This window comes from Brevibacillus sp. FIR094, from assembly GCF_050477165.1.
GTDB lineage: Bacteria > Bacillota > Bacilli > Brevibacillales > Brevibacillaceae > Brevibacillus.
Map to the genome: position 1 here is coordinate 88,663 of NZ_JBEAES010000004.1, position 17,858 is coordinate 106,520.

Consider the following 17,858-nt stretch of genomic DNA (forward strand, 5'->3'; position numbering starts at 1 on the left):
AACCTCCTTATCCGGGTTCCTCCGGATGCTCATCTAAATATTCACCAAGTCGGTCGAGGTGGCGATCCATACTTGACTTTCTCTCGGCGAAAAATTTCTCATGCTTCATTCTCATCGTCCGTATGATGCTCATGAAATGCTCAACAGTAAACGGCTCGTTCCTTTGCATCCTACTCGATACATTCTCAAGCTCATGCAAGAGTTTCTGCTGCATGCGGATACTTTCCTTCAGGCTGTCTATTTGAATGGTAACGATGTCTGACAGGCTGAGTTGGTCTCCGACCATAACAGCTTTAATCTGCTCCAGCGAGAGCCCCAACTCCTTCAAGGACAAAATTTGCTGTAGGCGTGAAATGTCCTTTTCAGTGTAGAGCCTATATCCGGATTGCGAATAGCCGGATGGCGAAAACAAGCCTATCTGATCGTAAAAACGTAAAGTCCGTATCGTAATTCCCGCCATTTTCGCAAGTTCTCCGACTTTCCAATGTTGTTTCATGATCAGCCCCTTTCTTGATCGCTAGCGTTTCACCGGTAACTTCACTATAAACCGTTACGTAACGTAATGGTCAAGGAGTCGTTTGAAGTTTTTTCCAATGGGAAAATAACTCACTTTCAAAATGGAGTCTAAAACTTTCTTGCTTTTTTGTTTACAATGGATAACAGGTTGTTGAATTGGTTTGAAAGGATGTCGTACATGAGTAAAACAGTTGTACTGGCAGAAAAGCCTTCGGTTGGACGCGACATTGCCAAAGTATTGCAGTGTCACAAAAAAGGAAACGGCTTTTTTGAAGGAGATAAATATATCGTAACGTGGGCGCTCGGGCATTTGGTCACCCTTGCTGATCCAGAAGCGTACGGGCAGCAATTCAGCTCGTGGCGAATCGAGGATTTGCCAATTATGCCGTCCCCATTGCGCTTGGTCGTGATCAAGGAAAGCAACAGGCAATTTCAGGTCGTCAAACAACAATTGAGACGCAACGATGTGGGACAGATCGTCATTGCAACCGATGCAGGGCGTGAAGGAGAGCTAGTTGCCCGGTGGATTCTCGAGCTGGTGCACGTGAATAAACCAATCAAGCGACTGTGGATTTCCTCGGTGACAGATAAGGCGATCCGCGAAGGCTTCCGCAATCTGAAGGACGGCAAAAACTATGAAAACTTGTTTGCCTCCGCCGCTGCTCGTGCAGAAGCAGACTGGCTCGTAGGTATCAACGCTACGCGCGCTTTGACGTGCAAGCATAACGCCCAGCTCTCATGTGGTCGTGTCCAGACGCCGACACTCGCTATTGTGGCATCGCGAGAAGAGGAGATTCGTCGCTTTACGCCCAAGCCATTTTACGGGCTGTCTGCGGTGGCCCAAGGTCCGGTTCAGCTTCAATGGCAAGATCAGCAAACGAAGGATGTCAAAACGTTTTCCAAGGAGAAAGCGGATCAGCTCATAGCTTCACTCAAACAAGAAAAAAGCGCAGAAGTCATCGAGATTACTCGTGCACACAAAAAGACGTATGCTCCACAGCTGTACGATTTGACGGAGCTGCAACGGGATGCTAACCGGATGTTTGGCTACTCACCAAAGCAGACGCTGTCCATCATGCAAGGGTTATATGAGCATCACAAGGCAGTGACGTATCCACGAACGGACTCTCGCTATCTCTCTGCAGATATCGTCGAGACGCTGCCGGATCGAATCAAGGCTGTCCAAATGAAGCCATATGCGCCCCTCGCCGCCAGAATCCTGCGTGCGCCGATCAAAGCGAACAAATCGTTCGTGGATGACAGCAAAGTATCGGACCACCATGCGATTATTCCGACAGAGCAAGCTGTTTTTCTCGGTGATTTGAGTGATAAGGAACGCAAAATTTTTGACCTCATCGTGAAGCGCTTCCTGGCTGTTCTGTTGCCTGCGTTCGAATACGAGCAAACAACTATCCAGGCGAAAATAGGGAATGAAACGTTCCTGGCAAAAGGAAAAACCGTGCTCTCCCAAGGCTGGAGAGAGGCGTATGACCACGATGTAGAAGACGACGATGCGAAGGATGGCGTAAAGGAACAGATCCTGCCTTCTCTTGCCAAAGGAGATCGTCTGCACATCCAGTCGATATCCCAGACCAAGGGCGAGACGAAGCCGCCAGAGCCTTTCACAGAAGCGAGTCTGCTGTCTGCGATGGAAAACCCGGCGAAATACATGGCGAACGAAAGCAAAGATTTGATCAAAACGATTGGGGAAACGGGCGGACTTGGTACGGTAGCCACCCGCGCGGATGTGATCGAGAAGCTGTTCAACAGCTTTTTGCTAGAGAAGCGCGGCAAGCATATTTTTGTCACCGCAAAAGCCAAGCAATTGCTAGACCTCGTCCCAGATGAAATGCAGTCGCCGACCTTGACCGCCCAATGGGAGCAAAAACTCGGTGCCATCGCCAAGGGAAGCTTGAATAAGCGAGTGTTTATTGAAGAGATGAAATCGTACGCCAAAGAAGTCGTCCAACAGATCAAGAACAGCGATCAGACTTTCCGACACGACAACCTGACCAGAAGCAGATGCCCGGAGTGCAATAAGTTTTTGCTCGAGGTAAACGGAAAGCGCGGCAAAATGCAGGTGTGCCAGGATCGGGAATGCGGCTATCGCAAAAGCATTGCCAAGCAGACCAATGCCAGATGTCCAAAATGCCACAAAAGATTGGAACTACGTGGAGAAGGCGAAGGACAATCCTTTGTCTGCGCTTGTGGGCACAAGGAAAAACTGAAGACCTTCCAGGAGCGTCGCGATAAGGAAAAGGGCAGCAAGGTTTCGAAGAATGAAGTAGCCAAGTATTTGAAGGGACAGGACAAGGCGCAGGATGAAGGAATTAACTCCGCGTTGAAAGACGCACTGTCCAAATTAAAGTTAGACTAAAGAGGCATGAAACAAAAGCGTGAAACAAAAGGCGGCCGACCGTTCAAGTCAGCCGCCTCATTGTATTTACTTTTTCTCCAGTACAGCAAAGTAATTCTCTTCATCGTCTGCGAAGTTAAAGACGCGGCCCGAAGGCATCGTAACAATGTCTCCAACCTTCACATTTTTATTCATGAGGTCGTTACGCAATTCCTCGATATTTTCCGAAAAGAGCAGGAGCGAAGGAGTGCCAAGATTCATTCCGGGCGACATTTTCGCAACCAATTCCTTATTGTGCAGAACGATGCTTGTTTCAGCGCCTTGTGCAGGAGCAATTTCAATCCATCTCATTTCACCGTTCTTTTCTTCTGAAACAACACGAAACCCGAGTTTTTCCGTCCAAAAGCTCACCGCTTGGTCTTGGTTATTGACATACAGCATGATTTGACCGACTTTGCTAATCATCATAGACATTTTCCACTCCCTACATGGTAGTTAAAAACCCGACGCTCCTAATCCTTTCCATCCCGACGGTATCTGATACACGATGCCAAAGGACTTGTCTAACTTGACTTCATCATAGCATGAATAATCAGATAGGATTTCTATTCAATTGCGCATTTAAGAAAAAGGAATTGCATTTCGTAAAAGAGGAGCATATACTCACAAATAAAAGTGAGTAATCACTCGCTAATCGAAAAAGGTCATCTTTAGACTGGTTCCATGGCTTGTTTTTTTCTCATAAAAAGAAAGTGATTACTCACTCCATTACGCAGGTAGGGGGAAGCGTTTATGAAACCAGTTGTTCGCTCCATATGTATCGGGGGACTGTTACTGGCATTGTCGGGCTGCAATTGGACATCCGAAAATCATCCGTCTCTGTCCGGCACAATCGAGGCCATCGAGCTGCCGATCGTAGCGGAAGTAGGCGGATTGGTTACAAACGTTACGGCAGAAGAGGGAAGTGCAGTAAAACAAGGACAAGTGCTAGCCCAAATCGATAAACGAAGCTACCAAATTACTGTGGCAGAAGCACAGGCAGCATTGGACCAAGCGACAGCCAGACTAGAAGAGGCGAAGGCTGGTTCACGCGACACGACGATTCAAAGAAGCATGGCCAACGTCCAGCAGGCAAATGCGAATATCCAACTGGCACAAGCGAGAAAAAATCAGGCGGAAGCAGGAAAAGCACGAGCGACTGAGCAGATGACGCAGGTAGAATCGCAATGGCAAGGGGCACAGCAGACCCTTTTGTATCAACAAAAAAGACTCGAGGAAGCAACAGCGCTCTTCGAAAAAGGAGCGATCTCTGCCAAAGACCTCGACACACAAAAAGAAGCAGTGAACCAGGCAAAAACGCAGGCAGATCAATGGGCGGCACAAGTAGCTCAGACACAGGCACAGTACCGATCTGCGCAAGAAGACATCGCTGCTGCTTCGGCCCAAATCGATACAGTACAAGCCGCGCAAGCCGGAGCACAGGCGGATCTCGATCAGGTGAAGGAAGGAAGTACCGATTACGCGATTCGGGCACTACTCGCCACCCAGCAGCAGGCGAAAGCGAAACTGGATCAAGCCTTATTGCAGCTGGAAAAGTCCAAGATTACTGCAACAGACGATGGTACTCTCTTGCGCTCCTCTATCGAACAGGGGGAAGTAGCCAAAACGGGTGCTACCTTGTTTACGATGATGAAGCCAGATCAGCTCGAGCTTGTTGTGTACATCCCGGAAGCACAATTGAATCGGGTGAAAAAAGGGCAAAAGGTTGGTATCAAGGTGGATGCTTATCCTGAGGAGACGTTTACGGGAACGATCAGTCGCATCTCGGAAAAAGCGGAGTTTACGCCGAAAAATGTACAGACGCCGGATGAACGCACCAAGCTTGTGTTTGCTGTTACGATACACATCACAGATGGACTCGACAAAATCAAACCAGGTATGCCTGCCGATGTGCTGTTGGCAGACGAGGAGGGAGGTCAATGAACGCCGCTATCCAATGCGAGCAGTTGACGAAGCGTTTCGGAGATCGAGTAGCCGTGAACAGTTTGACGCTGACGGTTCCGAGAGGTTCGATTTACGGTTTTTTGGGTCCGAATGGCTCAGGGAAATCGACCACAATCCGGATGCTTTGCGGTTTGTTGACCCCGACGACGGGAAAGGGGACGGTACTTGGCTTCGATGTCATGACACAGAGCGAGGAAATCAAGCAGCGGATCGGGTACATGTCGCAAAAGTTCAGCCTGTATGAAGATTTGACAGTGGAGGAGAATCTCGATTTTTATGCCGGAGTTTATCAATTAAACAGTGCAGAACGAAAGCAGCGGAAAGCGGAGCTGATTGAGATGGCAGGCCTGACCGGCAGGGAAAAGCAGCTTGCGGGTTCGCTGTCAGGAGGCTGGAAGCAACGCCTCGCGCTCTCCTGCGCTCTTTTACACAAGCCGGAGCTGTTGATTTTGGACGAACCGACAGCAGGAGTCGATCCTGTTTCCCGCCGGATTTTTTGGGACGTCATTCATGAGCTGGCGCGACAGGGAATCACCGTGTTGGTGACCACACACTACATGGATGAGGCGCAGACATGCGATTGGATCGGCTTTATCTTTTTCGGCAATCTGCTGGCGGAAGGCACTCCACAAGAGCTGATCGATCGTATGGGAGTAGGCAATCTGGAAGATGTCTTCATCGATCTGGTTAGGCAGGAGGAAGCCAGACAGGCGGGGGAGGAGGGAGTCCGATGAGGCATTTTGTCTGGGAGCGTTACTGGTCTGTAGTAAAGAAGGAAGTCATCCAAATCAAGCGGGATCGTCCCAGTCTGGCGATTGCACTGGTCATGCCGCTGATGCTGTTGTTTTTGTTCGGATATGCGGTCAATACAGACGTCAATGACATCCAGATGGCCGTTTGGAATCAAAGTCCTTCTGCTGCCAGCAGGGAACTGGTGGATCAGTTCGTCAATACGCGTGTATTCGAGGTCGCAGCCCATGTAAGTGGCTACGAGGAGATCGAAGCTATGTTAGACGATGGCTCCGTAAATGTAGCGCTCATTATCGGGCCAGACTACACCCGCAAGCGTGATCGAAATGAGCCGGTAGATGTGCAGATGCTCATTAATGGTTCCGATCCGAATATCGCCCGGACTGCCACTTCCCAAGCTCAGTTGATCGTCCAACATCAAGCGATCACGTTGCAGGAAATAAAGCTGCAAAAACAAGGCTTGGGGGAGCTGGAACAGCCACTCGGCTTGGATACACGTGTGCTGTTTAACCCCAATATGGAGAGTATTGTCTTCAATATTCCCGGTTTGATCGGCTTGATTATGCAAAACGTCACGATGATTTTGACGGCGTTTTCCCTCGTACGTGAGAAGGAGCGGGGAACGATGGAGCAGTTAATCGTGACTCCGATACGCCCATTGGAGCTGATGCTCGGCAAAATTACCCCCTATGTAGGTGTAGGTCTCTTTTCGTTTTGTCTGGTGCTATTGGTTGGAACATATTGGTTCGGGGTTCCGGTTAAAGGTAGCATTTCGCTTTTGGTGACGTTGTCTGTCTTGTTTTTAGTGACGACGCTTCTTTTGGGCATTTTCATTTCTACGGTGGCAAAGACCCAGCTTCAAGCGATGCAAATGGCATTCGCCTTTATCCTGCCCAGCGTGCTTCTCTCCGGCTTTATGTTCCCGCGCGATTCGATGCCGCTCGTGATACAATGGTTAGGCGGGCTTGTCCCGTTGACCTATTTTCTGGAAATCTTGCGGGGAATTTTCTTAAAGGGCGTAGACATCGATGCGCTCTGGAAAGATGTCGTCGGAATGAGCAGCTTCTGTCTTTTGATCCTGACCATCGCTATCCTGCGATTCCGCAAGAAGATCGAATAAGAGGAGCGTAATAGAAGGATGAACAAGCCGCCAACATTTGTAGAAGGCCTGTTGGAATATGTAGAAGAGTTGAAAGACGAGAGTGAGATGACGGAGAAGCAGCGCAATATTTTGCGTGCATCAGTGAAGCTGTTCGCCGAAAAAGGCTTTCATGCCAGCTCAACCTCTGAAATTGCCAAAGAAGCAGGAGTGGCAGAGGGCACGATTTTTCGCCACTACAAATCGAAAAAGGATATTTTACTTGCCGTCGTAGCACCTGTATTGGTCAAATTCGCGGCGCCTTTTATTTTGAAGGATGTCCGTGAGATATTCAAAGAGCAAAATAAAAAAACATTCTCCCAAATCGTGACAGAGCTGTACCGAAACCGGATCGACTTGGTGCTGGCGAATGAAAAGCATATTCGCATTTTGCTGCAAGAAGCCTTTTTCCATGACGAAATCAGGGAAGCACTGATCGCTACAGTTTTCACGGGTGTGAAGGAGATGGCAAATAAGCTAATCGAGGCAAAGGTAGAGGTAGGCGAATTACGTCCCCTCCCGACACAGGCTGTCTTTCGGGCGATTCTGTCCTCGATGATCGGGCTCGTTTTGTTCCGGCAAGTTCTGGATACCGATGAATTTACGCAGTTCAGCGACGACGAACAAATCGCACTGACCGTAGATATTTTGCTAAATGGGATTGGAAATCACTCTATCTAAAAATTTTTATCGATAAGTGAACATTTTTCTCTCTATTTGGGTATAGAAATCCCTTCTGGGAATGGTATAATTGCAAACAACTTTTTGCTGTTTTTTATGGAGGAGAGTAAACCATGCAATTGTTATCAGAGAGAGAATGGCTCGCGTATCGAGAGAAAAATAAAGATCGGGCACGCATGCTGATTTCTTGCCCGGACCGCGCGGGTATCGTCGCGGCGGTGTCGAACTTCTTGTTCCAACAAGGAGCCAACATCGTTCAATCTGACCAGTACACAACCGATCCGGAAACAGGCCGGTTTTTCATGCGCATTGAATTCGATCTCATCAATCTGGACGAGCGCTGTGAAGAGATCAAGGAAGCATTCAGCCCTGTAGCCGAGAGCTTTGGTATGGAATGGTCCTTGGTCGAAGCAAACAAGCGCAAGAAGGTCGCGCTGTTTGTTTCCAAAGAAGATCACTGTCTGTTGGAGCTCTTGTGGCGCTGGAAGTCCGGGGAGCTGTTCGCGGATATCGCGGTTGTCGTCAGCAACCATCCTGACATGCAGGAGACTGTCGAGTCCTTCGGTATTCCGTATCGTTGCATTCCAGTCACGAAGGATAACAAGCCGCAGGCAGAAGAAGAGCAGATTGCAGCGGCGGAGGGTGTTGATCTAATCGTTCTGGCTCGCTACATGCAGATTTTGTCCCCGCGCTTTTTGGAGGACTATGCGATGCGGATTATCAATATCCACCATTCCTTCCTCCCAGCCTTTGTCGGAGCGAAGCCTTACGAGCAGGCGTATCGTCGCGGCGTGAAGCTGATCGGGGCGACTGCGCATTACGTAACGGAAGAGCTAGACGCAGGTCCAATCATCGAGCAAGACGTTCAACGTGTATCGCATCAGGAAGACGTCGAGGCACTGAAGCAGCTGGGACGTCAGGTGGAGCGTACGGTGCTTGCACGTGCAGTTCGTTGGCATCTGGAGGATCGGGTGCTGGTGTACGGTAATAAAACAATTGTGTTCCCATAAGCATTGCGCATAAGAAGAGGCTATTCCTTGAAGGAAACGCCTCTTTTTTGCATGTGGCTACACTCACGAAGACCTCTCACGCTTTAACAACTCCAGAAACTGAGCGACAACAGGCCGCTGGTCGGTCTCATCCTCTCGCGTACACACGTAAACGGGACGCTTGATCTCCACTCCTGGCACGGTTACCCGACCGACCTCTCCACGCTCGACCATTTCGCTAACGGCTGGAGCAGGCGCCAGCATCGTTCCATACCCTGCCCGAACGGAGTGAATAGATTCAACCAGACCATGATATTGAAGACCTACCTGTGGACGCTTGACACCATGCTCACGACAAAGGGCAAAGAGCCAATCCCTGGTCGAACTGCCTTGCTCCCGCAACAAAAACGGTTCCTCGACGAGCTGCTCCATACGGATCTCCTTACCTGCAAGCGGATGATGGGCGGGCAAAATAAACCAATAGGGCACATCCATCAAATGAAGCCGCTTGATGGGCAACTCATCCCACGATTCCTTAATGATGATAGCCACATCGACCTCACAGCTAAGAAACAGTTCAATGGATTGCATGGAATTGCGCGTACGGATTTCCACATCGACCCCTTCATAGAGCTGCTTATACTGAGCGAGCCATTGCGGTACGAGGTAGTGGGAGGGGAGATAGGTAGAAGCGATCCTCAGCCGTCCCTTCTTCCCTTGCTTCATCTCTGTCAGCTGTGTTTCGATTTCGCGCTCCCAGTCGTAAATACGACGTGCTTTTTCAAAAAGAAAACGTCCCTCATAGGTGAGAGAAATGCCGCGACCTTCCGGGACGAGCAAGGTCATGCCCAACTCGTTTTCCAGCTTGCGGATTTGGGCACTGACGGCAGGTTGACTGATCGTGAGTGCGATTGAAGCTTCGGTGACACTGCCTCGTGACGCTACTTCTACGAAAATGCGGAGTGCATGTAAGTTCATTCTGTACCTCGATTCATAACTTTTGTTTATGAGTTATAGATGAAGATGTATTAGAAACGATGAGTGATTGCGCGTAAGGTATAGCTCATAAAGACAGAAAACGAGTAGAGAGAAGGATCAGGAGATGAGAGAGGTCAGTGGAAAGACACAAGTCGTGGCAGTCGCACTGGTGACAGCATTATGCATGATAGGAGATTCGATGCTTTATGTGGTGCTTCCTCTTTTCTGGAAGGAGGCGGGGTTAACTTCATTGTGGGAAGTAGGGGTATTGCTTGCGGTGAACCGTTTCATCCGTGTACCACTCGGCCCCCTTGTTGGAAAATGGTATGAGCGCTCGGGAGGACGTACGGGTTTGATTGTGGCAGTGGTGCTTGCTTTTCTAACGACGCTCTCGTACAGCTTGGAAGGCTTTTGGCTGTGGCTTGTGATGCGATGCTTATGGGGAGTGGCTTGGACATTTTTAAGGCTAGGTGCGTATTCCTTGATCGTGACCGTTTCCGAAGGACATAATCGCGGGCAGCTCATGGGTTTGTACAACGGACTTTATCGATTGGGCAGTCTTGGCGGCATGCTGGTCGGAGCGCTGCTGGCTTCTTGGTACGGGCTGTCTGTTGCTTCCATCGCTCTCGCGGTGCCTTCCTTGTTTGCATTGATTCTCGTTTTTCGCTATATACGGCCTTCCTTTACCAGTCAGGATCAGACAGGAGTGAAGCGGTTGGTAGCAGGAAAACGTATGTGGAGCCAGAGAGCGGTGCTGATGACGATGATTACGGCACTACTCGTCACGATGGTGTACCAAGGGATATTTACCTCCACGTTAAGTAGAGTGGTCGAAATACGCGATCCATTTATTGTGGTCGGCGGAATTGTGTTAGGGGCAGCAGTTATTGCGAGTCTGGTACAAGGCATACGCTGGGGATGGGAACCGTGGGCTGCCCCGTTAGTTGGTGCGCTGTCTGACAAGCATGGTAGGACGAAAATGTTCATAGGGACTTTGCTTGTCGCTTCGTTTCTGTTTGCTGCGTTGCAAGGAACGACACCCCTGCAAGGAACGAGTGCACTCGTGATATGGTTTGCTATTTTATTCGGTATTCAGTTGACCGCGACAATTATCACGACTGTGTTGGATACACTCGCGACGGATGTAGCAGCGAGACAAGTCAATAGCCATGCATTGATGACACAATATTCAGTCGTGAGCGATTTGGGCGCGGCGTTGGGGCCGCTCCTTGCCTTTTGGCTGGATGAACATGTAGGACTGGGTGTGATGTACATCGGGATTGCTATTGTGCTGTTTATGCTTGCACTAGCCTGGTTGGGCCGACCGAAGTTGATCAAGATGGAAAACGTCTCTTGATCGTGGCCATGACGTGGGCAATCGCAGCCTCTTTGTCAGGACCGTGCAGCAGCATATGATTGGAATTCTCGTACCAAGAAATGTGCGGGGAAGCCGCTTCATCCACACTGGTCGCGAGTATTTGTGCACTCACGGCGTGGACAGTATCATCCCGCCTTGCTTGCAGCAGGACGTATGGCGTCGTAATTTTGGACAAAAGCGGCTTCGTTTCTGCCAACAGCCTGCGAAATTGCAGCATGCTGCTAAAAGGGATTCTGCCGATGCCATGTATGTAGCGTTTGGAGTGGGTAGAGAAATCCTCACGCAAATAGTGCATCGCCTCTTTGACATCCCAATATTTATAAGGAGTGTTGAGGGTAAACAGCAGGGCGACGGGGTATTTCGTCGTCAAGTGAAAAGCGAGCAGTCCCCCCATAGAAAATCCGATGACCACGATGGTGTCAGCGCGCATGGCCAGTCGCTTGTAGCCTTCTTCTGCCGAGCGGAGCCAGTCGTGGCGGGTGCTTTTTGCCATGTGACGACGAGTAGTCCCATGACCCTCCAAGGTAGGGCATTCCACGTGATAGCCATCCGCGCGGAGCTTTTTGGCGAGTGGGAGTATGTCGTTGATGTCTCCGGCAAATCCATGGATGAGTAAGCAACCGACTGTTCCTGACATGGAATCTCTTCCTCTCAGATACTGGGAAATTTGATGGATCATCCATATTATATACGAAAAAGTGAAAAGGAGGCGACCGCGCAAGTGTGTCCACACCAAGTAAAAAAAGGAAAGAAAAAGCGACTTCACGCAGCTGCGATGAAGTCGGCTCTTTTACTAACGGAGTTCTGTACCTGAAAAATAGGTTACAGCCCAATGGTTTTCAGTTCTGGAGAGATAAGTAGCGTAGGTTGCGTGCAGGCTTGGATATCTTCCGCTGTATAGCCTTCTGCTACTTCGACGAGGACAAGTCCGTCTGGTGTTACGTCCATGACAGCTCTGTCCGTAATGATACGGTTGACAACCTTCTTGCCGGTAAGTGGTAGGGCACATTCATTCAAGATTTTTGTCTCACCATGCTTGTTGACATGATCCATGATGACGACGATTTTTTTCGCGCCATGGACGAGATCCATGGCACCGCCCATACCCTTGACCATTTTGCCAGGAATCATCCAGTTTGCGAGATCACCCGCAGCAGAAACCTCCATCGCCCCCAAAATAGCGAGATCGATATGGCCGCCGCGAATCATCGCAAACGATTCAGCACTGGAGAAGTAGGCCGCACCTGGAATAGCCGTAACGGTTTCTTTTCCGGCGTTGATGAGATCAGGATCGAGGTTTTCCTCTGTCGGGTAAGGGCCAATTCCGAGCAAGCCGTTTTCCGATTGCAGAACGACCGTTTTTCCTTCCGGGATGTAGTTGGCGACGAGCGTGGGCATTCCAATCCCCAAGTTTACGTAAAAGCCATCTTCTATTTCCCCGGCGGCACGAGTGGCGATTTGCTCACGTGTAAGCGACATCTGTGATTTCCTCCCTTGAATGTAATCCGGTTCTCTCTTTTGCTGTTTACGAGCGGACAGTGCGTCGTTCAATGCGCTTTTCGAACGAAGGCGCCTGTATCACACGTTGCACATAGACACTTGGTGTGTGAATATGCTCAGGGTCCAGTTCACCTGTCTCTACGATTTCTTCCACTTCGACGATGGTGATTTTTCCGGCTGCTGCCATCATCGGATTGAAGTTTTGGGCTGTTTTGCGGAAGACGAGATTCCCCATCTTGTCAGCTTTCCACGCCTTGATCAGTGCGAAATCGCCCGTGATGCCATACTCAAGCAGGTACTCTTTTCCCGCGAAATCGCGCGTTTCCCGTCCTTCAGCGATAGGTGTGCCGACTCCAGCTGGGGTATAGAATGCTGGAATACCAGCTCCGCCTGCACGAATTCTCTCCGCGAGGGTTCCTTGTGGCGTCAACTCGACTTCGAGCTCACCCGACAGAAATTGACGTTCGAATTCCTTATTTTCTCCCACATAAGAGGAGACCATTTTTTTGATTTGCTTTTCGCGTAAAAGGAGACCGAGTCCCCAATCATCTACTCCACAGTTATTTGAGACGACAGTCAAGTTTTTCACTGCTTTGTCTCGCAGGGCGATAATCAGATTCTCCGGAATTCCTACCAGTCCGAAGCCGCCCACTAATAAAGTGGCACCATCGTGAATATCAGCCACGATGTCCGTGTAAGAAGTGTAAATTTTGGCCATGACGATCACTCCCACCATGAAAAAATAAAAGATTTGTGTAAGCGCTAACAATAGGGGCGATGCAGTTGCCCCGTTTTCCTGCCCTTCTATCATACAAGATACGAGTTACAAACAAGTGACGAGACATTTGGATTATAAAAAATAATATAAAATGACAGAAAAGTAGTACAACTATACCATGTTTTTCTGTAAAATATATTTTGTCAATAATCGTCGATTCTTTGTCAGCATAGGAAGATTCAGGGGGAAATGTGGGGTTGCAGGAATGAAAAATACGAATAAATGGATGAGTCTCACGGTTGTGGTCCTGCTGCTCGTAGGGTGCGAAAAGCTAAATGAGGATGTTTCAAGTCTGAAACGAACGAAAGAAGAAACGGTCATCAAGGTAAAAACGGTAAGTGCGTATACGGTGGAGAATGGCAAGGATGAGCGACTGATGGAAGTATCAGGCGTAATGGCACCGCGTCAGGAGCTGGCTTTATCGTTTGGCGCTTCAGGCAAAATTTCAGGCATTCTCGTTGAAAAAGGAGCCACTGTCAAGGCGGGCCAGACGTTGGCGACATTAGATGGAACGGCCCTACAGCAAGGAATTAACGCAGCCCAAGGACAGGTAGCAAGTGCTGCGATCAAGCGGGAAAAGGCCGCCAAGGGACCGGAGAGTCATGAGGTGCAGACCAAGAAGCTGCAGGTAGAAAAAGCGAGAGAACAGATGCAAAAAGCTCGCGACGAACTTTCCAAAGCGGAGATTCTGTATGCGAATGGAGCCATCTCAAAAGATGAAAAAGACAAGCTGACCTCAGTATTGCGACAGGCCGAGCTGAGTCTGGAAGAAGAACAAGTTGCGTACAACAACCTGCTGAAGGGCGCCGATCCACTGGATGTCGAAGAAGCCAATACAAGTGTCCAGCAGGCCAATGTTCAATTGAGTCGCGCGAAGCAGGAAGCGGCTGATGCGGTGATCAAAGCTCCGTTTACAGGTGTGGTAGCTGCGATCACCAAGACAGCGTCGGAGCAAGCTGGACCTGGGACAGAGGTCATTCGGATGGTCGATACGAGCTCTTGGCTTGTCAAGCTGCAGGTAGAAAGGGAGCAAATCGCCCATTGGCAGGCAGGTAAAGTGGTAAAGGTGAAAGCTCCGGACGGCAGTGAAGCAGAAGGAAAAGTGACATTTGTCTCGCCTGTTATGGATACCAGCTTAGGCTCTTATCCAGTCGAGGTGACCGTAGACGGCAAGAATGTAGCGTGGAAGGGTGGCATGACTGTCACTTGTCAGTATTCGTTGCCAGCGTCAAATGTTGCGCTCGTTCCTGTTAGCAGCATCGGTGTCTCTGATGAAGAATATTACGTCATGAAAATCAATGAACATTCAGTGGAAAAGACGTTTGTCAAAGTGGGGGCATTGCAAGGAACCTTCTATGAGGTAGTGGAAGGCCTCGTGCCTGGTGACCAGATTGTTGCGGCAGGCTTGTCGTATGTAGTGGATGGTGAGGCGGTGAAGGTGGCGGATGAATAACAAGACATTTTTATCGATTGTCCCCTCCTTTGCCCGCATTTTGGCGGTCATATGCTGTCTACTTGCGCTAGGAGCATGGCTCGGTCTGGATATCAAAACTTTTCCGGATCGGTCTGTGCCTGAATACACAATCACTCTCTCAGCACCCAAACTCTCCTCGGCCGAAGTAGACGAATCAGTCGCGAGAAAAGTAGAGGAATCGGTACGTTCATTGGGCAGTGTGCTTACGATTGCTTCCGAATCTCGGACGGGGTCAGCGGTTATTACTGTAAAAACATCGGAACAAATCGGTTCCGATTACAAGGAACGGTTGGAAAAGAAGCTGGGAGAAATCACGAAGCAGCTGCCAGTGCAGGAGTGGAGCGTCAGTCAAAGTAATCTGGCAGATAGCAAAATTGGCTTTTATGTCCTGTACGGCACAGACTTGCAGACCTTGTCTGACGTTGCCCAAAATACCGTCTACGACAAATTGATCAATCTACCAGGAATCGCTCGCATCGAAATGGACAAGCAAGCCTTGAAAGAGCAGGTAGATATCATTTTCCGACCGTCCATGCTACTCGCCTACGGGCTCACACCTGCTGATGTTTTGTCGCAACTGCCGACAGATGTGGTAGGGGAAGAGGTAGGTTCTGTTGGAGCTGATAAGGATCGAACCATTATTCAATGGACGAGTAAATCGGAAGGGATGCAAGATCTGGGTAAGCACTTGATCCCCACCGAAAAAGGATACGTGCCACTAAATACGTTGGCTGACATTCGTGATCGACGCGGGAGCAAAGGCGAACAAATCGGGATGTATCGAGGCTCGCCTGCATTAGGAATCACGGTGTACGCAGCAGATGTCGGTCAATTGCCTGTAATCAGCAAGCAAGTAAAGGAAGCGGTTGCCGAGTTGAATCAGGCTTCAGGCGGCAAGTACCGCCTCGATTTGTTTCGTGACGACGCGCAGACCATCACCGCTGCACTGAGACAGCTTGGGGCACTGGCTGTTCTAACTGCTGTCATCTGTTCGCTCTTTTTGTACCTGACCCGAAAACAATGGGCAGGGGCTGTACTTGCGCTTTTTGCAAACGTACTTGCGGTCGGCAGTGTTCTTGGGGGCATGTGGCTTTGCGGAATCTCATTGACGCTCTCCACGCTTGGACCACTCGTGTTGTTTTCGCTATTATTCACAGGTGCAGGCTCTGCGTTGTTTCATCAGTTTTCTCGCCTGCCCTCGTACTCGTTTGTTCATTGTTTGCAAGTGGCGTGGGGCTTGATGAAGCCGTTTTTACTCACGGTTGTCGTAGTGGCAGCCTGTTGGACAGGTGTCGTTTTCACTGATTTCCTCAAAGCAGAAGACAAGGTTGTCTTGTACGATGCTTGGCCCGTTCTTATGCTGGGGATGTTTGCTCTTATTCTTGTCTATGGATTTATCACGCCGGTACTGACAGGAACTTGGCTGGAAGCTTCCGAACGAGGAGAGAAGGAAACACCACGGGCCTCCAATAAGGTGACAAGTTATTTTCAAGATCGTTGGGAACGACTGGTGGAACAAGGGTATTTGCCTTTTGGAATCACGCTGGTTGCCTCGCTTGTCTTTGTCTTTTTACTCAAGTCGTTTATTCTTGTAGATCCGTACGCCAAGCTTGATTATGGGGAAAAGTCGCTTTCTTTGCCAATGGTGCAGGGAAGCAGCATCGATGAGGCCATGCGGGCAGCACAAATAGCTGAGGAGCGTTTACTCGCCATTGACGAAGTCCGAGATGTCTACACGATTGCCTCCGAAGAAAATCTGCGTTTTCAACTAAAGCTCGTGGACAAATACGATTGGACGCAATCAGTCTCGGAGCTGGAAAAAGTACTGGACAAAGAGCTGCGAGATATTCCTCAGACAGATCCGTTTGCGCTGGTCATTAATAAAGACAAGGCAACACGTCTCGTCTTGACGATCATGGGCCCATCCTTGCAAACGACGCAGAACATTGCGAATGAAGCATTGGCATTCATGGAAAAACAGAGTGTGAAGGATAAAGAGGGGCGAGAACTTGTAACAGATGAACGAATCGGTCCAGGTGCAGAGGGGACCTTTATCGACATTCGTCCGAAACAAGAGATGCTGGCACGTTACCGGATTACGCAAGAGGAGATCAAGAGACAACTGGAGAGCTATTTGGGAGAAAAAACAGCTGGCAGTGTCAATTGGAACGAGCGTCAGGTACCGATCCACATCCGATTCCCTGACGGGTGGATGGACTATCCGGATCAGGTGAAAAATATATTGATTCTAACATCACAAGGTACGGTGCGATTATCTGAGCTGGTAGATTGGTCGATCGGCAGCGAACCGCCCACTTATCAACGGGAAGACGGACTGTATGTCTTCAAGGTAAGCAGTGCCGTCTCAGACCCAAGTCGAATTGAGCTATGGTCTTACATCATCCCATATTCTATGCAAGAAAAGGTGACGATACCCGAAGGCTACACGGTATATAACGACGATGAGCTGAAGAAATTGGAGGAGAAAAAGCTCAACAAGGTTGATTGGACCAGCCGGTTCTTGACGATTGGCAGTCTGGTTGCCCTCGTATTTATCATGAGTTTGCTTTTCCAACGCAGAATGCGCGATGGATTATTTGCCCTCGTTCTTTTGCCTGTCTTGTCTGGAGGCTTTGCGCTGGGATTGCTGTGGCTGGATCGACCCATGAACATTATGAGCTTCTATGGTATGGTTGCTGCCATTGCGGTCATCGTTTTGCAGGCACTTCTTGCGCTGGATGAGCTGTACAAGGCCCAAGCCGAACAGGAGCGAGTCTGGGACGGTATCAAGCTGGGGGCCAAACGCACCATGGTCAATCAAGCGGGGATATATGTAGCGATTGCGTTAGCCAGCCTTCCACTAGCTGGGGGCTTGGGTACTGGGAATGATTCGTTTGCGTCTTTTGCCAGCGTATTGTTGTTTGGCATTCTAATGGGGGCTTTTGCCACAATGGCTCTTCTTCCAGGTATGCAACATGCAGCTGTTCAACGACAGGCTGCCCATTCTGAGATGTCCTTGCCGATCCTTGCTCGTCATTTGCGGATTTGGTGGGAAAACAACCAAGTACGTCGCCGCGATTTCAAAGAAAGAAAACGGGAACAGGCTCGCTCACAAAAAACAGGGCAAGTCGAAGTCTCGAGCCACGATTCCCGGGAGTATGTGCCTGTACAAGAGGACTTCCTGCCTCTTTCTTCTTCTACACATGACGCCAACCGCTAAAATAGGTTGGCGTTTTTCTTTTTCAATCGTTCACGTAGCTGTAACCGACTAATCAGGTATACGTCATGGTAAGATAGGAAAGAGAATCGAAAGCAG

General features: G+C 49.4%; 15 protein-coding genes. 9 read left to right on the forward strand and 6 right to left on the reverse strand.

What is annotated here, in order from left to right; translation table 11 throughout:
* Positions 1-7 precede the first annotated feature (7 nt).
* Positions 8-496, reverse strand: coding sequence for a MerR family transcriptional regulator (locus tag ACQ5DJ_RS04460; RefSeq protein ID WP_429841374.1), 489 nt, complete (start codon positions 494-496; stop codon positions 8-10).
* Positions 497-694: 198 nt separating this feature from the next.
* Here ACQ5DJ_RS04460 and ACQ5DJ_RS04465 point away from each other — a divergent pair, with 198 nt between their 5' ends.
* The gene (locus ACQ5DJ_RS04465; protein ID WP_429841375.1) at positions 695-2,893 is read left to right on the forward strand and encodes a DNA topoisomerase III; all 2,199 of its coding nucleotides are present in this window, start codon (positions 695-697) and stop codon (positions 2,891-2,893) included.
* A 66-nt stretch (positions 2,894-2,959) separates the two neighbouring features.
* Here ACQ5DJ_RS04465 and ACQ5DJ_RS04470 read toward each other — a convergent pair whose 3' ends face one another.
* Positions 2,960-3,337 (reverse strand): VOC family protein, encoded by a 378-nt coding sequence (locus tag ACQ5DJ_RS04470; protein ID WP_392426765.1) that lies wholly within the window; start codon positions 3,335-3,337, stop codon positions 2,960-2,962.
* A gap of 327 nt (positions 3,338-3,664) precedes the next feature.
* Here ACQ5DJ_RS04470 and ACQ5DJ_RS04475 point away from each other — a divergent pair, with 327 nt between their 5' ends.
* The 5 genes from ACQ5DJ_RS04475 to purU all read left to right on the forward strand — a co-directional run bounded on the left by ACQ5DJ_RS04475 (position 3,665) and on the right by purU (position 8,455).
* On the forward strand, positions 3,665-4,855 hold the full coding sequence (locus ACQ5DJ_RS04475) for an HlyD family secretion protein (RefSeq protein WP_429841376.1): 1,191 nt from the start codon (positions 3,665-3,667) through the stop codon (positions 4,853-4,855).
* Positions 4,852-5,610 carry an ABC transporter ATP-binding protein gene (locus tag ACQ5DJ_RS04480; RefSeq protein ID WP_429841377.1) on the forward strand — a complete coding sequence of 253 codons (759 nt, stop codon included), beginning with the start codon at positions 4,852-4,854 and terminating at the stop codon, positions 5,608-5,610. The genes ACQ5DJ_RS04475 and ACQ5DJ_RS04480 overlap by 4 nt, the downstream gene beginning before the upstream one ends.
* Complete coding sequence (locus ACQ5DJ_RS04485) at positions 5,607-6,746, forward strand: ABC transporter permease (protein WP_429841378.1); 1,140 nt, start codon at positions 5,607-5,609, stop codon at positions 6,744-6,746. The genes ACQ5DJ_RS04480 and ACQ5DJ_RS04485 overlap by 4 nt, the downstream gene beginning before the upstream one ends.
* A gap of 18 nt (positions 6,747-6,764) precedes the next feature.
* A complete protein-coding gene (locus ACQ5DJ_RS04490) occupies positions 6,765-7,445 on the forward strand; it encodes a TetR/AcrR family transcriptional regulator (protein WP_144619278.1) in 681 nt (226 codons plus the stop codon).
* A gap of 113 nt (positions 7,446-7,558) precedes the next feature.
* Entirely contained in the window at positions 7,559-8,455 is an 897-nt protein-coding gene (purU, locus tag ACQ5DJ_RS04495) for a formyltetrahydrofolate deformylase (protein WP_048034680.1), read from the forward strand.
* 63 nt (positions 8,456-8,518) lie between these two features.
* Here purU and ACQ5DJ_RS04500 read toward each other — a convergent pair whose 3' ends face one another.
* Positions 8,519-9,412, reverse strand: coding sequence for a LysR family transcriptional regulator (locus tag ACQ5DJ_RS04500; protein WP_429841379.1), 894 nt, complete (start codon positions 9,410-9,412; stop codon positions 8,519-8,521).
* Between the two features lie 124 nt (positions 9,413-9,536).
* Between ACQ5DJ_RS04500 and ACQ5DJ_RS04505 the strand changes: the two genes are divergently transcribed.
* Positions 9,537-10,769, forward strand: a complete 1,233-nt coding sequence (locus ACQ5DJ_RS04505; RefSeq protein ID WP_429841380.1) for an MFS transporter — start codon at positions 9,537-9,539, stop codon at positions 10,767-10,769.
* Here ACQ5DJ_RS04505 and ACQ5DJ_RS04510 read toward each other — a convergent pair.
* The 3 genes from ACQ5DJ_RS04510 to ACQ5DJ_RS04520 all read right to left on the reverse strand — a co-directional run bounded on the left by ACQ5DJ_RS04510 (position 10,747) and on the right by ACQ5DJ_RS04520 (position 13,008).
* On the reverse strand, positions 10,747-11,511 hold the full coding sequence (locus ACQ5DJ_RS04510; protein WP_429841381.1) for an alpha/beta hydrolase: 765 nt from the start codon (positions 11,509-11,511) through the stop codon (positions 10,747-10,749). The genes ACQ5DJ_RS04505 and ACQ5DJ_RS04510 overlap by 23 nt on opposite strands.
* Before the next feature lie 101 nt (positions 11,512-11,612).
* Positions 11,613-12,269 (reverse strand): CoA transferase subunit B, encoded by a 657-nt coding sequence (locus tag ACQ5DJ_RS04515; protein WP_048034676.1) that lies wholly within the window; start codon positions 12,267-12,269, stop codon positions 11,613-11,615.
* Between the two features lie 46 nt (positions 12,270-12,315).
* Positions 12,316-13,008: a CoA transferase subunit A gene (locus ACQ5DJ_RS04520; protein WP_015893185.1), complete on the reverse strand. Its 693-nt coding sequence runs from the start codon at positions 13,006-13,008 to the stop codon at positions 12,316-12,318.
* 265 nt (positions 13,009-13,273) lie between these two features.
* Between ACQ5DJ_RS04520 and ACQ5DJ_RS04525 the strand changes: the two genes are divergently transcribed.
* Together ACQ5DJ_RS04525 and ACQ5DJ_RS04530 are read left to right on the forward strand one after the other, a co-directional pair.
* Positions 13,274-14,521: an efflux RND transporter periplasmic adaptor subunit gene (locus tag ACQ5DJ_RS04525; RefSeq protein ID WP_429841382.1), complete on the forward strand. Its 1,248-nt coding sequence runs from the start codon at positions 13,274-13,276 to the stop codon at positions 14,519-14,521.
* Entirely contained in the window at positions 14,514-17,762 is a 3,249-nt protein-coding gene (locus tag ACQ5DJ_RS04530) for an efflux RND transporter permease subunit (protein ID WP_429841383.1), read from the forward strand. Before ACQ5DJ_RS04525 ends, ACQ5DJ_RS04530 begins: the two co-directional genes overlap by 8 nt.
* Positions 17,763-17,858 lie beyond the last annotated feature (96 nt).